The organism is Lacinutrix venerupis (assembly GCF_003663945.1).
In the GTDB taxonomy this organism is placed as follows: Bacteria; Bacteroidota; Bacteroidia; order Flavobacteriales; family Flavobacteriaceae; genus Lacinutrix; species Lacinutrix venerupis.
This window is the reverse complement of record NZ_RCCH01000005.1, coordinates 220616-241335: the sequence shown is the minus strand read 5'-3', so window position 1 is coordinate 241335 and position 20720 is coordinate 220616. Positions and strand designations below refer to the sequence as shown.

20 protein-coding genes and 1 tRNA gene are annotated in these 20720 nt (G+C 28.7%); 14 read left to right on the top strand and 7 right to left on the bottom strand.

Going from position 1 to position 20720, the window contains the following annotated elements; genetic code table 11:
* Positions 1-110: 110 nt before the first annotated feature.
* The 6 genes from CLV86_RS09320 to CLV86_RS09295 all read left to right on the top strand — a co-directional run bounded on the left by CLV86_RS09320 (position 111) and on the right by CLV86_RS09295 (position 7597).
* A complete protein-coding gene (locus tag CLV86_RS09320; protein WP_121051848.1) occupies positions 111-983 on the top strand; it encodes an MBL fold metallo-hydrolase in 873 nt (290 codons plus the stop codon).
* 24 nt (positions 984-1007) lie between these two features.
* Positions 1008-2621, top strand: a complete 1614-nt coding sequence (locus CLV86_RS09315; RefSeq protein WP_121051846.1) for a S8 family peptidase — start codon at positions 1008-1010, stop codon at positions 2619-2621.
* 67 nt (positions 2622-2688) lie between these two features.
* Positions 2689-4524 carry a M1 family metallopeptidase gene (locus CLV86_RS09310; RefSeq protein WP_121051844.1) on the top strand — a complete coding sequence of 612 codons (1836 nt, stop codon included), beginning with the start codon at positions 2689-2691 and terminating at the stop codon, positions 4522-4524.
* Positions 4525-4663: 139 nt separating this feature from the next.
* Positions 4664-5029 (top strand): ribonuclease P protein component, encoded by a 366-nt coding sequence (rnpA, locus tag CLV86_RS09305; protein WP_076731591.1) that lies wholly within the window; start codon positions 4664-4666, stop codon positions 5027-5029.
* A gap of 4 nt (positions 5030-5033) precedes the next feature.
* Entirely contained in the window at positions 5034-6680 is a 1647-nt protein-coding gene (locus CLV86_RS09300) for a S41 family peptidase (protein WP_121051842.1), read from the top strand.
* Positions 6681-6730: 50 nt separating this feature from the next.
* Complete coding sequence (locus tag CLV86_RS09295) at positions 6731-7597, top strand: OmpA family protein (protein WP_170148530.1); 867 nt, start codon at positions 6731-6733, stop codon at positions 7595-7597.
* A 283-nt stretch (positions 7598-7880) separates the two neighbouring features.
* On the opposite strand, the gene CLV86_RS09290 is transcribed toward CLV86_RS09295, so the two are convergent.
* Genes CLV86_RS09290 through rpiB form a run of 3 tightly spaced genes read right to left on the bottom strand, consistent with a single transcriptional unit; the run spans position 7881 to position 9677 of the window.
* On the bottom strand, positions 7881-8327 hold the full coding sequence (locus CLV86_RS09290; RefSeq protein ID WP_121051837.1) for a GNAT family N-acetyltransferase: 447 nt from the start codon (positions 8325-8327) through the stop codon (positions 7881-7883).
* Positions 8328-8330: 3 nt separating this feature from the next.
* On the bottom strand, positions 8331-9248 hold the full coding sequence (locus CLV86_RS09285) for a cation diffusion facilitator family transporter (RefSeq protein WP_076731587.1): 918 nt from the start codon (positions 9246-9248) through the stop codon (positions 8331-8333).
* The gene (gene rpiB, locus CLV86_RS09280) at positions 9249-9677 is read right to left on the bottom strand and encodes a ribose 5-phosphate isomerase B (RefSeq protein WP_121051835.1); all 429 of its coding nucleotides are present in this window, start codon (positions 9675-9677) and stop codon (positions 9249-9251) included.
* Positions 9678-10644: 967 nt separating this feature from the next.
* Between rpiB and rnr the strand changes: the two genes are divergently transcribed.
* The 4 genes from rnr to CLV86_RS09260 all read left to right on the top strand — a co-directional run bounded on the left by rnr (position 10645) and on the right by CLV86_RS09260 (position 14761).
* Complete coding sequence (rnr, locus tag CLV86_RS09275; RefSeq protein WP_121051833.1) at positions 10645-12843, top strand: ribonuclease R; 2199 nt, start codon at positions 10645-10647, stop codon at positions 12841-12843.
* 62 nt (positions 12844-12905) lie between these two features.
* Positions 12906-13208 (top strand): heavy metal-binding domain-containing protein, encoded by a 303-nt coding sequence (locus CLV86_RS09270; protein WP_076731584.1) that lies wholly within the window; start codon positions 12906-12908, stop codon positions 13206-13208.
* Positions 13209-13268: 60 nt separating this feature from the next.
* The gene (locus tag CLV86_RS09265) at positions 13269-13943 is read left to right on the top strand and encodes a head GIN domain-containing protein (protein WP_121051831.1); all 675 of its coding nucleotides are present in this window, start codon (positions 13269-13271) and stop codon (positions 13941-13943) included.
* A gap of 137 nt (positions 13944-14080) precedes the next feature.
* A complete protein-coding gene (locus tag CLV86_RS09260) occupies positions 14081-14761 on the top strand; it encodes a LysE family translocator (RefSeq protein ID WP_076731582.1) in 681 nt (226 codons plus the stop codon).
* Positions 14762-14832: 71 nt separating this feature from the next.
* Here the strand turns inward: CLV86_RS09260 and CLV86_RS09255 are convergent.
* The 3 genes from CLV86_RS09255 to CLV86_RS09245 form a co-directional block, all read right to left on the bottom strand.
* Positions 14833-14903, bottom strand: a tRNA-Cys gene (locus CLV86_RS09255).
* Positions 14904-14952: 49 nt separating this feature from the next.
* Positions 14953-15315: a dihydroneopterin aldolase gene (folB, locus tag CLV86_RS09250; RefSeq protein ID WP_121051829.1), complete on the bottom strand. Its 363-nt coding sequence runs from the start codon at positions 15313-15315 to the stop codon at positions 14953-14955.
* A gap of 9 nt (positions 15316-15324) precedes the next feature.
* Positions 15325-15525 (bottom strand): zinc ribbon domain-containing protein, encoded by a 201-nt coding sequence (locus CLV86_RS09245; protein WP_121051827.1) that lies wholly within the window; start codon positions 15523-15525, stop codon positions 15325-15327.
* 125 nt (positions 15526-15650) lie between these two features.
* On the opposite strand from CLV86_RS09245, the gene CLV86_RS09240 reads away from it, so the two are divergent.
* The 4 genes from CLV86_RS09240 (at position 15651) to CLV86_RS09225 (ending at position 19715) form a co-directional block, all read left to right on the top strand.
* Positions 15651-17657 carry a glutamine--tRNA ligase/YqeY domain fusion protein gene (locus CLV86_RS09240; RefSeq protein WP_121051825.1) on the top strand — a complete coding sequence of 669 codons (2007 nt, stop codon included), beginning with the start codon at positions 15651-15653 and terminating at the stop codon, positions 17655-17657.
* Between the two features lie 88 nt (positions 17658-17745).
* A complete protein-coding gene (locus tag CLV86_RS09235) occupies positions 17746-18225 on the top strand; it encodes a DUF1761 domain-containing protein (RefSeq protein ID WP_076731578.1) in 480 nt (159 codons plus the stop codon).
* A 57-nt stretch (positions 18226-18282) separates the two neighbouring features.
* Positions 18283-19446 (top strand): GNAT family N-acetyltransferase, encoded by a 1164-nt coding sequence (locus CLV86_RS09230; RefSeq protein ID WP_121051823.1) that lies wholly within the window; start codon positions 18283-18285, stop codon positions 19444-19446.
* A gap of 62 nt (positions 19447-19508) precedes the next feature.
* Complete coding sequence (locus CLV86_RS09225; RefSeq protein WP_076731576.1) at positions 19509-19715, top strand: hypothetical protein; 207 nt, start codon at positions 19509-19511, stop codon at positions 19713-19715.
* Positions 19716-19747: 32 nt separating this feature from the next.
* Here CLV86_RS09225 and CLV86_RS09220 read toward each other — a convergent pair whose 3' ends face one another.
* Positions 19748-20683, bottom strand: a complete 936-nt coding sequence (locus tag CLV86_RS09220) for an SPFH domain-containing protein (RefSeq protein ID WP_076731575.1) — start codon at positions 20681-20683, stop codon at positions 19748-19750.
* Positions 20684-20720 lie beyond the last annotated feature (37 nt).

The window sequence follows — 20720 nt, the reverse complement described above, 5'->3', positions numbered from 1 at the left end:
TATAAATAAATTAAAACATTACAATTTTACTAGGTTAATTATAACAATTAAATTCTTAATAAAAACTTAACGTTTACTTACAATCCTTACATTTTTCATAATTTGCAGCTATGAATTTATATCCTATTAACGCAGGTAATTTTAAACTTGATGGTGGCGCTATGTTTGGTGTTGTACCTAAATCTTTATGGACAAGAACCAATCCCGCAGATAGCAATAACATGATTGATATTGCTGCTCGTTGTTTATTAATTGAAGACGGAAAACGTCTTATTTTAATAGATACTGGAATGGGAAACAAACAAAGTGAAAAATTTTATGGTTACTACCATCTTTGGGGAGACGATACTATTGATAAATCTTTAGCAAAATATGGTTTTCATCGTGATGATATTACAGACGTTTTCATGACGCATTTACACTTCGATCATTGTGGTGGTTCTATACAATACAATAAAGATAGAACACTTTTAGAACCCGCTTTTAAAAACGCTAATTTTTGGAGTAATAAAAATCATTGGCAATGGGCAACACAGCCTAATCGTAGAGAAGTTGCATCATTTTTAAAAGAAAATATTTTGCCAATGGAAGAAAGCGGACATTTAAAATTTACTAAATTACCGCAAAACGCTTCAGAAGATATTTTAAAAAACTCTGCTCTAGGATTCGATATTTTCTTTGCTAATGGGCATACCGAAAAACAAATGATTCCTATGCTAAATTATAAAGGGAAAACTATTTGTTTTATGGCAGATTTATTACCAACTGTTGGTCACTTGCCTTTACCTTTTGTAATGGGTTATGACACAAGACCTCTATTGACATTAGACGAAAAAGAAAAATTCCTCAATTTAGCGGCAGATAATAATTATTACTTATTTTTGGAGCACGATGCACATAACGAACTTATAACTGTGCAACATACCGAAAAAGGAGTGCGTTTAAAAGACACTTTTTCTTGTAAAGACATTTTTAATATATAACAACTAAATAAATACTTATAAAAAATGAAACTAATTAATAAAACACTATTGTTTTCAGTATTTTCGGCAGCTATTTTATCAAGCTGTGGTGGTGGAGCACCAATTTTAACTACTCCAGTAGAAAACATAGATAGCTCTCCTTTAAAAGAAGCTGAATTAACAGATGCTGAAGCTAAAAACTGGGGACACCTTGACCTTGCAAAGGATACTATTCCAGGAATGAGTGTTGATAAAGCATATTCTGAAATTATTAAAGGTAATAAAGGACAAAAAATTATTGTTGCTGTAATTGATTCTGGTATAGACATTAGTCATGAAGATTTAGATGGTGTACTTTGGACTAATAAAAAAGAAATTCCTGGAAATGGAATTGATGATGATAAAAATGGTTATGTAGACGATATACATGGTTGGAACTTTTTAGGAGATGGATACGATGAGCAATTAGAGTATATACGTTTAGTTGCAAGCGGAGATACAAATGCGCCAAGATATGCAGAAGCTAAAGCAAAATACGATACAGATTATGCTAAAGCATTAGCAGGTAAACAACAATACGAAGGTATTTATAACTCTGTAAATGATGCTCATAAAACATTAACAGCTCACTTTAATAAAGAAGATTATACATCTAAAGAAGTTGCTGCCATTACTACAGATGATGCAGCATTAAAAGCTGCAGCAGATACTGCAACAAGTATGTTTGGGCGTGGAGCTCCTTCTTTACCAGCAGTACTTGAACAAGTTCAAGGCGGATTAGATTATTACGGAGATCAAGTTGCTTTTAACTTAAATAAAGATTTTAACGGAAGAACTACTGGAGATAACCCAGACGATTTTAACGATAAACCAGGTTATGGTAACGCTAATGTAATGCCGGTAAAAAAATCTGAAAGCCATGGAACTCACGTAGCTGGAATTATTGCTGCAGAGCGTAACAATGGTTTAGGAGCAAATGGTGTTGCTAATAATGTTGAAATTATGAGTATTCGTGCAGTACCTAATGGAGATGAGTACGATAAAGATGTTGCAAAAGCAATACGTTATGCAGTAGATAATGGAGCAAAAGTTATTAACGGAAGTTTTGGTAAGAGTTTTTCACCTCATGCGGATTGGGTAAGAGAAGCTATTAAATATGCTAGTGATAACAACGTTGTTTTTGTTCATGCTGCAGGAAACGATGGAAAAGACGTAGATACAGAACCTAACTTTCCAGACGATAATGTAAACTATGTAGAAGTAGGTAATACTTACATTCGTGTTGGTGCTTTAGCTCCTAAATACGGAACTGGTATGGTTGCAGGTTTTTCTAACTACGGAAAACAAAATGTAGATGTTTTTGCTCCAGGAGCACAAATATATTCTACATACCCAGAGAATGAATATAAAGCTATTAGTGGTACATCTATGGCCTCTCCTGCTGTTGCTGGAGTTGCTGCTTTAGTTTGGTCTCAATATCCAAAACTAACTGCTGCACAAGTAAAACAAGTAATTTTAGATTCTGGTTTAGCAATTAACACTAAAGTTGTTGTTGGTGGAAACGGAGAAGACGTTAGAGATTTTGGAACACTATCAAAATCTGGAAAAATGGTTAATGCTTACAATGCATTAATTATGGCATCGCAATTATCTAAATAATTAATAATTTTAAAAAAACCTCAGTAGCCAAAAGTTACTGAGGTTTTTTTGTTTAAAATAAATTAAAATGAAAAAAGTTCTTCTATTTAGCCTTTCAGCTTCATTATTTTTAATGGGTTGCGGCTCATCTAAAAGTGTATCTACTCCAATATCAAATCAAACTAGTACAAATACCACTTCTAATAAATCTACTTATTGGCAACAACATGTAGATTATAAAATGGAAATTGATATGGATGTTAATAACTTTCAATATCAAGGAAAACAAAACCTAGTATACACAAATAATTCTCCAGATGTATTAAAAAAAGTCTTTTATCATTTATATTTTAATGCTTTTCAACCAGGAAGCGAAATGGATGCTAGATTACAGTCTATAGTAGATCCTGATTCTAGAATGGTAACAGAAGTTAATGGAGAAAAGCAAAGTAGAATTAGCACGCTAAAGGCTAACGAAATTGGTTATATAAATGTTAGCGATTTAAAACAAAATGGAACTGCAGTTAAACATGAAACTGTTGGTACAATTCTAGAAGTAACATTAAATAAACCTATTCAACCAGGAGAAAGTGTAACTTTCGATATGGTTTTTAATGCTCAAGTACCTGTACAAATTCGTCGTTCTGGTAGAAATAATGCAGAAGGTGTTGCACTTTCAATGACGCAGTGGTATCCTAAATTAGCAGAATACGATTTTGAAGGTTGGCATGCAGATCCATACATTGGAAGAGAATTTCACGGTGTTTGGGGAGATTTTGATTTAAAATTAGCTATCGATAAGGATTATGTTGTTGGTGGTACAGGCTACCTTCAACCCAATCCAGAAATGAATGGTAACAAAAAAACACTTCATTTTAAAGCTCCTAATGTTCATGATTTTACTTGGGCAGCAGATCCAGATTATATTCACGATACTGTACAAGTACCAAATGGTCCAGTATTAAACTTTTTTTATAAAAAAGATTTACCAGCAGAAAACTTAGAAAATTGGAAAAATCTTCAGCCTAAAACTGTAGAAATGATGCAATATTTTAGTGAAAATATAGGTAAATATCCTTACGACCAATACTCTGTTATACAAGGAGGAGATGGTGGTATGGAATATGCTATGTGTACTTTAATTACTGGAAAACGTAAATTTGGTAGCTTAATGGGAGTTACAGCTCACGAGTTAGCACACACATGGTTTCAATTTTTATTAGCTACTAACGAAGCTAAACACGAATGGATGGACGAAGGTTTTACAAGCTATATTAGCGATCGTGCAATGGACTATATTACTAAAAAAAATGCAGATAATCCTTCTTTAGGTGCATATAGAGGTTACGATTATTTAGCAAAATCTGGTAAAGAAAAACCACAAACAACACATGCCGATCGTTTTGAAACTAATATGGCTTATAGTATTGCTGCATACAACAAAGGTTCTGTATTTTTATCTCAATTAGGATATATTATTGGTGAAGAAAATTTAAAACAAACCTTAAAACAATATTTTATAGATTGGGCTTTTAAACACCCAACACCAAACGATTTTATTCGTGTTGCCGAAAAAGTATCTAATTTAGAATTAGAATGGTACTTAACAGATTGGACTATGACGACAAATACAATAGATTATGGTGTAAAAAGTATTAATGGTAATACAGTAACGTTACAACGCATTGGCGAAATGCCAATGCCTATAGATTTAGAAGTAACCTATGTTGATGGCTCTACAGAAAGTATTTACATTCCTTTACAAATGATGCGTGGTGAAAAACCAACAAATGCAACTATTATAAAGGATTGGGCATGGGCTCACACAACATATTCTTTTGATGCAAAAAAAGAAGTTAAAAGTGTAGAAATAGATACCAAAAATTTAATGGCAGATATAAACAAAGAGAATAATAAAAAATAAAAATCTCTTAAAATATAAGTTTAAAACCTCATCAATTGATGAGGTTTTTTATTTTCTTAAAAATTTAATTTCTACTTGATGTTTGTATATTAGCATCTTATTGCTATTTTTAAAAAGTAGCACTTTCTTTTACTATATAATGAAACTTACCTATAACAAACACGAAAAACTTAAAAGCCAAAAAACTATCGAACAATTATTTCTCGAAGGAAAATCGGTTTCGGCATATCCTTTGCGGTTAGTCTATTTAAAATGTGGAGATTCTCGTAAAGTTGGTGTTTCGGTTAGTAAGCGTAATTTTAAAAAAGCTGTAGATAGAATTCGTATAAAACGTTTACTACGTGAAGCTTATAGATTAAATAAAAGCATGTTAATTAATAATGATGTTAACAATTATGCGTTAATGATTTTATATATTAGTAAAGATATGCCAGATTTTGAATTGGTTAATACCAAAATGAAGAAAGCATTAACAAAATTTACAGATACTATTTCTAACTTATAGAACTATGAAAAAATTATTAAAACAAAAAGTACTAATTCCTGTTCTAGCACTTACAATTTTACTTACAGGTTCTGCATTTAAATCCTACAATAGCGATTTTTTTGAAATTGCAAAGCAAATTGAAATATTTACAACTCTTTTTAAAGAGTTGAATATGAATTATGTAGACGAAACAAATCCTGGAGAATTAATGGATAATGCCATTAAAAATATGCTAAATGAGTTAGATCCTTATACTAAGTTTTATAACGAACAAGATGTAGAAGCAGCTAGAATTAAAAGAACAGGAGATTATACAGGAGTAGGCGCACAAGTACGTATTTTAAAAGATAAATTATTAATTGTCGAACCATACAAAGGTTATCCAGCAGATAAAGCTGGTTTAAAAGCAGGAGACGAAATTATAGAAATAGATGGCCAAGTAGTATCAGATTATAAAGATGATGCAGGAAACCTGCTTAAAGGAATTCCAAATTCTGAAGCACAAATTACTTATGTAAGACAAGGCAAAACTGCTAATACAACAGTAAAACGAAGTGAAATAGAAATAAATGCAGTCCCGCATTTTTCATTAATAAATGAAACGACAGGTTATATTGTATTAGGAAAATTTAATGAAAAAGCTTCACAACAAACCGGTTACGCCTTAAAAGATTTAAAAGCACAAGGTGCAAAAAATATTATACTAGATTTACGTGGAAATCCTGGTGGATTATTAAGAGAAGCTGTAAATATTGTTAATTTATTTGTTCCAAAAAATCAATTAGTAGTTACAACAAAATCTAAGGTTAAAAAATATAATAGAACATACTATACAAAAAAAGATCCTATAGATACCGAAATACCAGTAATTGTACTTATAAACGGTAGTAGTGCATCAGCTAGTGAAATTGTTTCTGGTACTTTACAAGATTTAGATAGAGCAGTAATTGTAGGATCGAGAAGTTTTGGAAAAGGCTTAGTACAACGCCCTAAAAAATTAACTTATGGTACGCAGTTAAAAGTAACCATTTCTCGTTATTATACACCGTCTGGTCGTTGTATACAAGCTTTAGACTACTGGAATAAAGATGAAAAAGGAAATGCAATACGTGTAAAACAAAAAGATTATAACGTTTTTAAAACTAAAAACGGTAGAAAAGTATTTGATGGTGGTGGTGTTTTTCCAGACGAAGCATTAGATTACTCTAAAAACTCTGCAATTACTAAAGCTATTTTAAGCAATCAAAGTGTATTTGATTATGCAACAAAATACTATTACGAACATCAAAATATTAAAGATATAAACAATTGGGAGTTTACAAATTCAGATTTTAATGATTTTAAAAATTTCTTAAAAGCTTCAAATTTTTCTTTTGAAACCGATACTGAAAAGTCTTTAAATAAAGCACTAGAAATTGCAAAATCTGAAAATTTAGACGATGATATAAAACGCGATTATAATACATTAATCCAAAATTTAGGTCAAGCAAAATTAAAAGCTGTAGACGACAATAAATCTCAACTTATGAGTTTATTAAATGATGAAATTATTAAACGTTATGTATACAGAGAAGGATTGTATGAGTATTATAAACTACATAATAAAGAAATAAAAAAAGCTACAGAAATATTAGCTAATCCTATTAAATATAATAGCTATTTAAACTAAAAACATATAAATTATTATAGATTAATTTATATAATAATCTATTTATTAAAATGAAATTTTTAATCACCATATTATTTTTTGTTTCCTATTTTGGGTTTTCTCAAACTCAATTTACACACGATGTATATTTTGATACAGATAAATATATCGTACCATTAACCGAAGAAAATAGGCTACTACTCTTTATTTCATCGTTAGATAGTATTCCAGTAGAAAAAGTTTCTATCTATGGTTTTACAGACGATAGAGGTTCTAATGAATATAACTTACAATTATCTCAAAATCGTGCAGACGCTATAAAAGAAATGTTTTCTGGCTATGGTATAGATCCTAATTTAATAACAAATGTAAACGGAAAAGGAGAAATACTTTTAAAAGTTTTACATGAAGATGAAGTACACCAAATTCGTGGTTTAAATAGGAAAGTAGAAATAATTGTAACTAAAAAAATTAATAAAAAACAGATAGAAAATAGTATCGAAGAAAATGTTGATGTAGACGATGGTCTAAAAGAAAAAACAACAAACGATATTAAAAAAGGTACTATAAAAAAAGGCGATAAAATACGTTTAGATAAAATTTATTTTAAAACAAGTTATAGTTATGTAACCTCAGATTCTAGAAAAACATTAGAGGAATTGGCTAAAATAATGGTTGATAATAAAAATATTTATTTTACTATTCAAGGTCACGTGTGCTGTACTCAAAACAGTCGTGATGCAGTAGATAAAAAAACAAGAAAAAGAAACTTATCTGTAGCAAGAGCTAAATATATTTACGATTATTTAGCAAGAAAAGGTGTAGATAAAAAACGTATGAAATATGTAGGTTTACGCAGAAAATTTCCTCTTGGTGGAGAACCAAAATTCGATAGACGTGTGGAAATTTTAATAACTTATGTTGGCAAATCTGAGTAAAAACATACTATTGTAGTAATACTTCTATTAAGCTATTTTTTTATGTAATCTTCTAAGTGTTAATTAACAAGGTTAAAATACACTACTGTTTATCTCTTACAATTTACACTTTATCTTATAATTTGTTTTTAAACAAATAATTTTGAAACTGAACCGTATTTTTTCTTTTAATTAAAAAGAACATTTATGTTTGGTATGCTATTAATCAATTATATGTAAGTAAATAATTTTTAGTAGAGTTTTTTACTTATAAAGTCTGTGTAAAAATTTATACAGACTTTTTTTATTTTTTATACAGCATTCCAATGTGTGGAATTCCATCTTCAAGATACTCCTCTCCCACTTCAAAAAATTCTAAATTATTATAAAATTTTTTTAAATAACATTGTGCCGAGATTTTAATTTCTGATGTATTAAAATATTTTTTAATAGCTATAATAGATGCATTCATAATATCATAACCATACTTATGTTGCCTTTGGTTTTTAGCAACCACTACTCTACCAATACTTGACAATTTAAAATAATCACCAGGTCTAAATATGCGAGTATAAGCTACTATTTTTTCGTTTTTGTAACCAATAACATGTAATGCTTTTTGATCTTTAAAATCTATGTCTTGATATACACAGTTTTGCTCTACTACAAAAACTTCACTTCGTAATTGAAGTAAATTATATAATTCTTGTATTGTAAATTCATTAAAAGCTTTAATTTTAATTGTTATCATAATTTAATCTTGCACAATTACATCTTTAACATCATCTTTTTCAAATTCTGGTTGAATGTTAACATGATTGATATCAAATTCTTTAAATAATAGTTTTTCTATTTTAGTTAGAATAACATCAAATTCTGTTAATGTTATATTATGTTCAAAATCTACATGAGCTTCAAAATGTATTTCTTCTTCATTTAATTGCCAAACATGTACGTGATGTACGTTTTTTATTTCTTTAAAAGCATTTAATTTTTTAATTATTAATTCTATAGGAATTGTGTCTGGAGTAAACAACATTAATACTTTTGTAGATTCTTTAAGTAAATGAAAGCCCATCCAAATTAAATAAATAGCAATAGCTAGTGTTAAAGCGCTATCTACCCAAAATAAATTGTAAAACTTCATTAATAATCCACCTATTAAAACGGCTACACTAGCCATCATATCTGTTAAAAGATGTAAATACGCACTACGCATATTCATATTAGATTTACTATCTTTTTTAAGTAATAATACGCTAAATCCATTTCCAAGAATTGCTATAAAGGATAACCAAATAACTAGACTACTTTCTATTTCCTGAGGGTTTTTAAACCTTTTTATAGCTTCTATAATAAGTAAAATAGCAACTATTATTAATGTTGAAGAATTTATAAAAGCAGCTAAAATTTCGGCACGTTTATAGCCAAATGTTTTATGTAGTGAAGCTTTTCTTTTTGTTAATTTATCTGCTATATAGCTAATTATAAGTGATACAACATCGCTAAAATTATGTAAGGCATCACTTAATAAAGCAAGACTTCCAGATAATAATCCACCAATAATTTGGGCAACAGTAATTATTATATTTAAAAGTATAGAAATTAATAAGTTTCTTCCTTTTAAATTAACATGATCATGTGTATGGTTATGTTGATGGTTTTGTGACAATTAACAAGGTATTTTGTCTACTCTATTTTGGTGTCTTCCACCTTCAAATTTAGTATTTAAAAATGTATCTACCATTTCTATAGCCTGTTGTAAAGCTGTAAATCGAGCTGGAATACAAATTATATTTGCATTATTATGTTGCCTTGTTAAAGCTGTAATTTCTTTTGTCCAGCAAATTCCTGCACGTATTCCTTGGTGTTTATTAGCTGTCATGGCAACACCATTTGCACTACCACAAATTAATATACCAAATTCAGCATTATTTTTTTCAACATCATTTGCAACAGGATGTACAAAATCTGGATAATCTACACTATCGGTAGCATCTGTTCCTTGATTTATAATGGCTATTCCATTACTTTCTAAATGTTTTATAATAGCAAATTTGTAATCTGTTCCAGCGTGGTCGTTTCCTATAGAAATAGTCATAATCTAATTTATTATTTGTTTCGTTTTTTATCGAAAACAAAATTATTTTATTTAATGCTGTAAATTTAATAAAACGCTTTTTTAAAACATTAATATGTTATTAAAACTTAATTAAATAAAAAAAACTTGAGTAAATAAATACTCAAGTTTTTAAATAATTGATTAATAGCTATTTATTTAATCCATTATTAAATTATAAAACCATCCCTTAACTTGATTTTATAAATATATATTTAATGATTAGTATGAAATTTCAAAACTTAACTGCAATGCTAAATAATATAAATTAAAAATTTAAAAAAATGTTACCAAATGCTTTATTTTGGTTATCAAATACATCACTAATAAGGTTTTATATAATGTAAACTAATGCATATAAACATAAAATGTAAAACTGTTAACAACTACATCTTTTAATATTGACTATTTGTTAATATCTAATCATAGTTTTTTAAAACTTTTATTAGGATTATTCAATAAATTTTTCAAACAAAAATATAAATATAAACACCAAAAAAGTTATCTATTTTCTTTTGGTTAATTATCATTAAAAAAAATGGATATACAAACACTAAAAAATAAAATACTTATTAAAAAAAGGTTGTCAACTAACGTTATAAACAGTTGTTAATAGTGTTATTAATTTATGTAAAAATCAATACTTTAAGATGTTTATAACGTGTTAGCAGAAACAGAAAAGTAACATTTACAACTATTGGCTAAAAAAGTTATACCGCTATTAACAAGCTATAATAATCATTATTATTTTTTTAAATTTTTAAAAGAAAAAGATTATAATATATATATATGTGAATAAGTGTTTACGTTAACATAATATTAAATAAATTTCTATTAAATATTAAAAGCGTAGCTTTGTATAAACTTAATAATCAATCTTCTCCTTATAAATTAAGTTTAAATAACAGAATTTCACATAACTTAGAAATTCAATTAGATTACAAATTAAATGACAAAAAAAAAACATAGGAAACCAAGTCATAACAAGATTTCCAACCTAACAAATACAATTCTAAGTATTTTAAAAAAAGATAGAAACCAATCCTTTAACTATAAACAAATTGCAGCTAAACTTGGCGTTAACGATGCTAGTAGCCGTAATCAGATTATAAAAAAATTAGCGCAACTTAAAGCTAAAGAAGAGATTAAAGAAATAGATCGTGGTAAGTTTCAAATAGTAAATAATACAGAATACCATACAGGAATTTTTGATGCAGCTCAACGTGGTAACGGATACGTTATTTGCGATGATTTTGAAGATGATATCTATATAGCATCAAACAATGTTAATAAAGCTTTAAATGGTGATGAAGTAGAATTATACGTTTATAAAAGAAGAAAACGTGGCAAATTAGAAGGCGAAATAACTAAAATTATTAAACGTGCTAAAACAGAGTATGTTGGAATAATTCAACTTCATAAAAATAATAATTTTGCTTTTGTAGTGGTCGATGGTAATAAAATGAAAACAGACATTTTTGTACCAATTAACAAAACTTTAAAGGCCGAAGATGGTGATAAAGTACTTGTAACACTAGAAGATTGGCCAGAAAAAGCCGATTCTCCTAACGGTAAAGTTTTAAAAGTATTAGGAAAAGCTGGTGAACATAATACCGAAATTCACGCCATTTTAGCAGATTATGGTTTACCATACGAGTTTCCAAAAGAAGTGGAAGATTATGCAAATAATATAGATTTAAAAATACAACCAGAAGAAATTAAAAAGCGTCGAGATATGCGTAAAGATTTAACCTTTACCATAGACCCAAAAGATGCTAAAGATTTTGATGATGCATTATCTTTTACCGTTTTAGAAAATGGAAACTACGAAATAGGAATTCATATAGCAGATGTTTCGCATTATTTACAAGAAGGAACCGTTTTAGACGATGAAGCTTACGAGCGTGCAACATCTGTATATTTAGTAGATAGAGTAGTGCCAATGTTACCAGAAATTTTAAGTAATGGTGCATGTTCATTACGTCCGCATGAAGAAAAATATACATTTTCTGCAGTTTTTGAGCTCGATAATAAAGCACAAATTAAAAAAGAATGGTTTGGTAGAACAGTAACTTACTCTGATGCACGTTTTGCATATGAAGAAGCACAAGCCATTATAGAAAATAAAAACAATACCATTCCAGCCGAAGTTTCATTAACAGGAAAAGAATATAAAACAGATCAAGCCATTGCAGACGCTGTTTTAAAAATGGACGAACTTGCAAAAATAATGCGTGGAAGACGTATGCGAGATGGTGCAATATCTTTTGATAAAGTAGAAGTTAAATTTAATTTAGATGAAGATTCAAATCCTATAGGAGTATTTTTTAAAACCAGTAAAGATGCTAATAAATTAATTGAAGAATTTATGTTATTAGCAAACCGAAAGGTTTCAGAATTTGTTGGTAAACAAAAACCAGAAAAAACATTTGTTTACAGAGTACATGACGAGCCAGACGAAAGTAAATTAATGGCTTTGCAAGGCGTTGTCTCTAAATTTGGACATAAAATTAACTTTAATAGTAAAAATGGTATAGCATCTTCTTTAAATAAGTTATTAAACGATGTACAAGGTAAAAAAGAACAAAATCTTGTAGATACTTTAGCTATTAGAACTATGTCTAAAGCAGAATATACAACACATAATATTGGTCATTATGGTTTAGCTTTCGACTACTATAGTCATTTTACATCTCCAATTCGTCGTTACCCAGATGTTATGGCACATCGTTTATTACAAAGGTATTTAGATGGAGAAAAATCTGCAAACGAGGAGGTTTACGAAGAAAAATGTAAACACTCTAGTAATATGGAAAATCTAGCAACAAAAGCCGAAAGAGACTCTATTAAATACATGCAAATTCGTTTTATGCAAGATCATCAAGACGAAGAATTTGTTGGTGTAATTTCTGGAGTTACAGATTGGGGAATTTATGTAGAAATAATTTCTAATAAATGCGAAGGAATGGTTAGAACTCGTGATATAAAAGGCGATTACTATGAATTTGATCAAGATCAATTTGCTTTAATAGGACAAAAAACAAAAATAATGTATCAGCTTGGAGACGAAGTTATTGTAAAAGTAAAACAAGCCGATTTAGTAAAACGACACCTAGATTTCGAATTAATTGGAAAAGCAAATAGTTAAATTGTATAAACTTAAATTTTGTAACATTTTTTATAAAGTAACAACTAATAAAAAAAATAATTATGGTTTTAACTACAACAAATTCAATTGAAGGTTTTAGAATTATAGAATATAAAGGAATTGTAACAGGAAACTCTTACGAAACAAAAACAAATTTTTCTTTTAATTCAGGCAAGAATAAAGCTATTATGGATAATGTAATTAACGAAGCTAAAGAAGTAGCTTTTCAAAAATTACAAAACAATGCTAGAAATTTAAATGCAAATGCAGTTGTTGGAATAAATGTAGATTTTGAAACCGTTAATGGTTCTTATTTTTTTGTATCAGTTACTGGAACAGCTGTAAACGTAGCTACAGAAAAATAATTTTGTAATACTGTAACACTTTTAACTTTTAATACTCTTTAAAAGAAACAATACTTTATTATGAAATATATTACAACAGTAGTGCTTCTTTTTATGTCTATTGCAATATTTGGACAAAATCCAAAAGAGATGAAAGTACAAGATTTTAATACAGTTAAAGTCTTCGATTTAATACATATAAGCTTAGTAAAAGCTAATGAAAACAAAGTTATAATTTCTGGACAAGATGCAGATGATGTAGAAATTATTTCTAAAAATGGAATATTAAAAGTACGCATGAAATTTGATCGTATTTTTGATGGAACTAAAACTTTTGTAGCTGTACATTATACAAATTTAGAGGTAATAGATGGAAATGAAGGTACTAAAATTGTTGGAAACGAGTTAATAGTACAAGACAAAATAGAACTTCGTGCACAAGAAGGAGCAGTATTAAAAATAGGATTAGATGTAAAAAATCTTGAAGTAAGATCTGTTTCTGGTGGTATAATTGCAACAAAAGGTAAAGCTCAATCTCAAGAAATAGTATTAAATACTGGAGGCATTTATGAAGGTCGTGAGTTTGAAACAGAAAACACAATAGTTAAAATTAAAGCAGGTGGAGAGGCAGATGTTAATGCAAGCGAAACAGTAGATGCAAGAGTAACAGCAGGTGGTGATATTTACATTTATGGAAATCCAAATAATGTAACTAAAAAACACACGTTTGGAGGTAAAATAGAAATTAAAAAATAAAATTTACCCGATATTTAATTAAAGAGCTTCAGAGTAATCTGAAGCTTTTTTTATTTTAAATCATTTAACTAAAAATAGTAAATACTTTACTTTAACCACTTAATTTCTTTACTTTGTAATAAACATTTACTTTTTATATGATTGAAGATATTCAGGCGGCAATACCATTAGGCTTTTTTCTAGCTTTTATGATTGGTCCTGTATTCTTTGTATTATTAGAAACTAGTGTAATAAAAGGATTTCGTGCTGCTCTAGCTTTCGATTTAGGTGTAATTGTAGCAGATATTTTATTTATTGCTATTGCATATTTTTCAAGTTTTCAACTCTTAGAAAACTTAAGTAATCAACCAGGACTTTATGTATTTGGCGGTACTATTTTAGCAATTTATGGCTTTATTATCTTTTTTAAAAAACCTAAAAAAGAAGCTATAGAAACTATGAAAATAGTAATACCTAAAACCGATTATTTTAGATTATTTATAAAAGGTTTCTTTTTAAACTTTATAAACATTGGTGTTTTAGTATTTTGGTTAGGAGTAATAATTGTAGTTGGTCCAAGTTTAGAAAATAATGCAAATAGATTTGTAGTATTTTTTGGTGCTATGATTGGAGCTTACTTTGTAACAGATATTTTTAAAATACTATTAGCAAAACAACTTAAAAATAAATTAACACCTAATGCTATTATAAAAGTTAAACGTTTATTAGGTTTAATTTTAGTAATCTGTGGAATTGTACTTATAATTAAAGGTTTCTTACCAAAAGATAGTTTAAATCCTCAAGAAATATTTGAGCAAATAGAAGAGAAAACTCATTAAAAAGCCCTTATTAATTACTATAAAAATTTTAAAATAAAAAAAGCGTTACTTAAAAAGTAACGCTTTTTTAGAGGTGTCGAGCGGATTCGAACCGCTGTAGATGGTGTTGCAGACCACTGCCTAGCCACTCGGCCACGACACCTTAATTGGAAGGCAAATATAAAAATAATTACCTTTTAACACTACATAGTTTAACTTTTTCTTTTTTCAGTTAATTCTATAGTTACCATTTCAACATCTCCTCCTATAGGCGGATTTATTTTACTTACAGCAACTGTAGCAACGGTAACTAACTTATCTTCAGTAAATATACGGTCTAAAATACGTTTAGCAACATGCTCTAAAAGTGCACTTGGAGTTGCCATTTCTTCAATAACAACTTTGTTTAAAAAAACATAATCTACAGTATCACTAAGTGCATCAGAGTTAGCACTTTTTTGTAAATCGGCTTTTACCTTTAAATCTACACGATAATCACTTCCAATAGCAGTTTCTTCTTTTAAACAACCATGATATGCATAAACGCGGATATTTTCAACTTTAATTATTCCCATTAAATTATTTTAATTAGTAAAAAAGTCAAAGATATTACTAATTGTACTAGTTTTAGACTTAAAAAACTCTGTATATGTACACTTTTTACATGTTACAGTTGTAAATCTCTTATTTTGAATGTTAAAAAGCTTTGAAAATAGTCCTCCAGTAGCTTGCATTTGGTCTATATCGCATGAAGTATTATGGCATTTTGGGCATTCGTAATTCATAATTTTAAAATTTTACATAAACAATTCAAAGTATAAGTATTATAAATATATATTTTGTTACGTAATTTCATTAATTTTACAGCTTATTAAAATTGATTTAATAGCATTAATCAATAGTTATATTTATGTCTACAGAAACCAAATCGCTCAATTTTTTAGAGCACATTATTGAAGAAGATTTAACCAACGGATTATCTAAAGATAAATTACGTTTTCGTTTTCCACCAGAACCAAATGGTTATTTGCATATTGGCCATACTAAAGCTATAGGAATAAGTTTTGGACTAGGTGAAAAATATAATGCACCAGTAAATTTACGTTTCGACGATACAAATCCTGCAAAAGAAGAACAGGAATATGTAGATGCTATTAAAGAAGATGTATCTTGGTTAGGATACAAATGGGCAGAAGAGCGCTACTCTTCAGATTATTTTCAAGAACTTTACGATTGGGCAATACTACTAATTAAAGAAGGAAAAGCCTATGTAGATTCTCAATCAAGCGAAGCTATGGCAGAGCAAAAAGGAACACCTACACAACCTGGTGTAGATGGACCTTATAGAAATAGAACGGTTGAAGAAAACTTAGCTCTTTTTTCTAAAATGAAAGCAGGAGAATGTAATGAAGGCGAACATATTTTACGTGCTAAAATAGACATGCAACACGTAAATATGTTAATGCGAGATCCTATTATGTACCGTGTTTTAAAAAAAGACCACCATCGTACAGGTAGCGATTGGTGTATATATCCAATGTACGATTGGACACATGGAGAAAGCGATTATATAGAGCAAATTTCTCACTCTTTATGTTCGCTCGAATTTAAGCCGCATAGAGAACTTTACGATTGGTTTAAGGAACAAGTATATAATTTTGCAAAGAACAAGTATCCAATGCTTCCTAAACAACGTGAATTTGCACGTTTAAATTTAAGTTATACCATAATGAGTAAACGAAAGTTACTTAAATTGGTTGAAGATGGTATAGTTTCTGGTTGGGACGACCCAAGAATGCCTACTATTTCTGGTTTACGCCGTCGTGGTTATACACCACAATCTATTAGAAAATTTGTAGAAACTGTTGGTGTTGCCAAGCGAGAAAATATAATAGATGTATCTCTTTTAGAATTTTGTATTCGTGAAGATTTAAATAAAAAAGCCGATAGAGTAATGGCTGTTTTAAATCCAGTAAAACTAGTGATTACTAATTATCCAGAAGATAAAGAAGAATGGCTAGAGGCAGAAAATAATCAAGAAGACGATAGTGCTGGTTTTAGAAAAGTACCATTTTCTCGAGAATTATACATTGAAAAAGAAGATTTTAAAGAGGAAGCAAGTAGCAAATTTTTTAGATTAAAATTAGGTGGTGAAGTAAGGTTAAAAAATGCCTACATTATTAAAGCAGAAAGTGTTGTAAAAGATAATAATGGAGAAATTACAGAAATACGCTGTACATATTCTACCGATACCGAAAAACGTGTAAAAGGTACCTTACATTGGGTATCTATAAAACACGCTATAAAAGCAGAAGTTCGTGAATATGATAGATTATTTACAGACGAAGCTCCAGATAGCCATGCAGATAAAGATTTTATGGAATTTATTAATCCTAATTCTTTAAATGTAATTGAAGCTTTTGTAGAACCAAGCTTAGTAGAAGCAAAAATAGGTGAGCAGTTTCAATTTCAACGCTTAGGTTATTTTAATGTGGATAAAGATTCTACTGCAAAAAAATTAGTGTTTAATAAAACAGTTGGTTTAAGAGATTCTTGGGCGAAAGTAAAACCTAAAACAAATAATAATAACCAACAAAAACAATCACAACAAAATAAGCGTCCAGCAATAGATCAAATTAAATCTTACGGTAAAAAGTACGATAGAATGAAGGATGAGCAACGTGAAAAAGCTAAATTAGAAATCCAAGAACTAGCTAAAAATATTAGTTATCAAGATATAGAACCACTCTTTGGAACAGCAGTAAAAAAGGCTGGAACACGTATAATTACTATGATTAGTTTAGGCGTATTATTAGAAAATGGATTAGAAAAAAATGAAGCAATAAACGAGTTTATTTCTAAAGCATTAGCCGATAAAAACGAATTATTAGTAACAGAAGCTAAAGCATTAGCCTAAATTTAAATAACATATATAAAAAGCCTTTAAATATTAATTTAGAGGCTTTTTTGTATCTTTAAAACAACTAACCTAACACAAAATAATTATGGAATTTAATTTTTTAGCAATTTTAGTTGCTGCAATTGCACCTATTCTAATAGGTTTTTTATGGTATAATCCAAAAACTTTTGGAAATTCATGGATGCGAGAAGCAGAAATGACACCAGATAAAATGAAAAGTGGTAATATGGCTGTTATTTTTGTACTTACTTTATTACTATCATTTGTTTTAGCTTTTTTTTTACAACAATTAACCACACACCAAATGGGAGCTTATAGTTTAGCACAAGGTGAACTTGGCGAAACAGCAAATTATAAAGCTTTTATGGAAGAGTATAAAAATGAATTTAGAACTTTTAAACATGGTGCTTTACACGGTATTTTAGCAGGTGTTTTCTTGTTTTTTCCTGTAATAGCAATTAACGGTATGTTTGAGCGAAAAAGTTGGAAATATATTTTTATTAATTCTGGATATTGGATTGTTTCTTTAGCTGTTATGGGAGCAATTGTTTGTGGTTGGATTTAATAATGTAATTTTATAAAAAAATAAATTTAAGACTGATGGGTTGCCATCAGTTTTTTTATGAATAAACTACAAGTTAAAATATATAATAAAGTTTCTCAACTTCCAGACTCCTGGAATGCTTTACCTAATAATGATGTTTTTTTAAAAACACCATTTTTAATCGCATTAGAGCAATCTTCTCCTAAAAATATTACTTTACATTACATAGCTTTTTTTAAAGCTAAAGAGCTTGTTGGAATAGCTATAATACAGCGAGTAGAAATGTATCTTAAAGATATTTTTAGAAATAATAAGGATAAGTATTTAACTCAAAAAACAAAACAGTTAATATCTAAAATAGTTAGAGGTAATACGTTGGTTATTGGTAATATAATGCACACAGGACAACACGGTTTATATTTTAATATAAAAGAGATTAGTTATAAAGAGTATTTAGAGCAATTATCTTTAGTTATTAATGAAATTAAAACTAATTTAAAACAAGAACAGAATAAAAAAATTAGACTAATAGCTTTTAAAGATTATTTTAAAAACGATGTAATCCATAATAATCAGGACTTTTTTAATACCCAAAAACTTTACAAAGTTCAAGTACAACCCAATATGATTTTTAATATACCAGAATCGTGGAATACATTAGAAAACTATACATCGGCCTTTACAAAAAAGTATAGAGATCGTTTTAAATCGGCCAAAAAAAAGGGAGCACAAATTACTAAGCAAGAATTAACTTTTAAAGAGTTAAACATGTTAGAATCTAAAATGTATCAATTATATAAAAATGTATCAGACAATGCGCGTGTAAATACTTTTATATTAAAGCAAAATCATTTTAAAATTTTAAAAAGAGAACTAAAAGATAATTTTAAAGTGTTTGGTTATTTTTTAGAAGAAGAACTTGTTGGTTTTTATACTTTAATTTTAAATAACTCAACATTAGAAACCTATTTTTTAGGCTATAATCATAAATACCAACATAAAAACCAATTATACTTAAACATGCTTTTTGATATGGCACAATTTGGCATTAAAAATAATTTTAAAAAAATTGTTTATGCAAGAACTGCAATGGAAATAAAAAGCTCTATTGGTGCAAAACCAAAGCCTATGTATATTTATATGAAACATACAAACTTTGTAGCAAATTCAATGCTTAAGCTTATTGTTAAGTATTTAAATCCAACAATAAAGTGGAAAGAAAGACATCCTTTTAAGTATTAATTAACTTTAAAAATTTCTAGTTAAGTAATTGTTTTTATAATTTTAGAGTAAATCAAAACATTATGGAAAATAGAGACCTTCTTACTAAAATTAGTAATATAACTAGAGAAATTGAAGATAATTATCCTGAGGTTTATAAGCATTTGGATGAAATTCCTCAAACAATCCCTTCAGAAGAAAATCCAGAAGTTCATAAAAAGCAACTAGAAAATTATTTAAATAGCTTGCAAAATATTTTAGCTAAGGCAAAAGAAAACCCGAAGCTTTAACTTCGGGTTTTCTACTATTTATAACTAGTTAGCTATTGCTTATCTAGTTTCTTTTTTAGTTTAGCTTCTTTCATAGCCTCTCCAATTTGATTACTTGCTGCAAAGCTAGCAACCATATCGTTAAGCATATTACTTCCTGCTTGTGGTGAGTTAGGTAATAAAATTAAATTACTATTAGTTTCACCACCAATAGCTTGTAAAGTATCGTAATGTTGTGTTACTACAATTAAAGCAGAAGCTTCTTGAGAGTTAATACCAACTTTATTTAATACCTCTACAGATTCTTCTAAACCTCTAGCGATTTCACGACGTTGGTCTGCAATACCTTGTCCTTGTAAACGTTTACTTTCAGCTTCAGCTTTTGCTTTTTCTACAATTAAAATACGTTGTGCATCACCTTCATATTGTGCAGCAGTTTTTTCTCTATCTGCAGCATTAATACGGTTCATAGCTTCTTTAACTTGTTGATCTGGATCAATATCTGTAACTAAAGTTTTAATAATATCAAAACCATAATCTAGCATAGCATCGTTAAGTTCAGATTTTACTGCAATGGCAATATCATCTTTCTTTAAGAATACGTCATCAAGAATCATTTTTGGTACTTCGGCACGAACAACATCAAAAACATAACTTGTAATTTGATCGTGTGGGTAATCTAGTTTGTAAAAAGCATCATAAACCTTTTGGCTTATAACACGGTATTGTACAGATACTTTTAAACGAACAAAAACATCATCTTTAGTTTTAGTTTCTATAATTACATCTAATTGCTGAATTTTTAAACTTAAACGTCCAGCAATTTTATCAATAATAGGAATTTTTAAATGTAACCCAGATTGTCTTATACTATGAAATTTTCCAAATCTCTCAATAATAGCTGCTGTTTGTTGTTTTACAACAAAGAATGCAGAGATTAAAATAATGAGACCAAAAAATAAAATTGGAATTAAAATAAGTTTACCCATAACAGTTTTAAGTGGTTTAAAAAAGCTAATAATATTA

Excerpts from the sequence above, each read along its gene's own strand:
- CLV86_RS09320 (WP_121051848.1), top strand. The coding sequence starts at position 111 with ATGAATTTATATCCTATTAACGCAGGTAATTTTAAACTTGATGGTGGC.
- CLV86_RS09315 (WP_121051846.1), top strand. The coding sequence starts at position 1,008 with ATGAAACTAATTAATAAAACACTATTGTTTTCAGTATTTTCGGCAGCT.
- CLV86_RS09310 (WP_121051844.1), top strand. The coding sequence starts at position 2,689 with ATGAAAAAAGTTCTTCTATTTAGCCTTTCAGCTTCATTATTTTTAATG.
- rnpA (WP_076731591.1), top strand. The coding sequence starts at position 4,664 with ATGAAACTTACCTATAACAAACACGAAAAACTTAAAAGCCAAAAAACT.
- CLV86_RS09300 (WP_121051842.1), top strand. The coding sequence starts at position 5,034 with ATGAAAAAATTATTAAAACAAAAAGTACTAATTCCTGTTCTAGCACTT.
- CLV86_RS09295 (WP_170148530.1), top strand. The coding sequence starts at position 6,731 with ATGAAATTTTTAATCACCATATTATTTTTTGTTTCCTATTTTGGGTTT.
- CLV86_RS09290 (WP_121051837.1), bottom strand. The coding sequence starts at position 8,327 with ATGATAACAATTAAAATTAAAGCTTTTAATGAATTTACAATACAAGAA.
- rpiB (WP_121051835.1), bottom strand. The coding sequence starts at position 9,677 with ATGACTATTTCTATAGGAAACGACCACGCTGGAACAGATTACAAATTT.
- rnr (WP_121051833.1), top strand. The coding sequence starts at position 10,645 with ATGACAAAAAAAAAACATAGGAAACCAAGTCATAACAAGATTTCCAAC.
- CLV86_RS09270 (WP_076731584.1), top strand. The coding sequence starts at position 12,906 with ATGGTTTTAACTACAACAAATTCAATTGAAGGTTTTAGAATTATAGAA.
- CLV86_RS09265 (WP_121051831.1), top strand. The coding sequence starts at position 13,269 with ATGAAATATATTACAACAGTAGTGCTTCTTTTTATGTCTATTGCAATA.
- CLV86_RS09260 (WP_076731582.1), top strand. The coding sequence starts at position 14,081 with ATGATTGAAGATATTCAGGCGGCAATACCATTAGGCTTTTTTCTAGCT.
- folB (WP_121051829.1), bottom strand. The coding sequence starts at position 15,315 with ATGGGAATAATTAAAGTTGAAAATATCCGCGTTTATGCATATCATGGT.
- CLV86_RS09245 (WP_121051827.1), bottom strand. The coding sequence starts at position 15,525 with ATGAATTACGAATGCCCAAAATGCCATAATACTTCATGCGATATAGAC.
- CLV86_RS09240 (WP_121051825.1), top strand. The coding sequence starts at position 15,651 with ATGTCTACAGAAACCAAATCGCTCAATTTTTTAGAGCACATTATTGAA.
- CLV86_RS09235 (WP_076731578.1), top strand. The coding sequence starts at position 17,746 with ATGGAATTTAATTTTTTAGCAATTTTAGTTGCTGCAATTGCACCTATT.
- CLV86_RS09230 (WP_121051823.1), top strand. The coding sequence starts at position 18,283 with ATGAATAAACTACAAGTTAAAATATATAATAAAGTTTCTCAACTTCCA.
- CLV86_RS09225 (WP_076731576.1), top strand. The coding sequence starts at position 19,509 with ATGGAAAATAGAGACCTTCTTACTAAAATTAGTAATATAACTAGAGAA.
- CLV86_RS09220 (WP_076731575.1), bottom strand. The coding sequence starts at position 20,683 with ATGGGTAAACTTATTTTAATTCCAATTTTATTTTTTGGTCTCATTATT.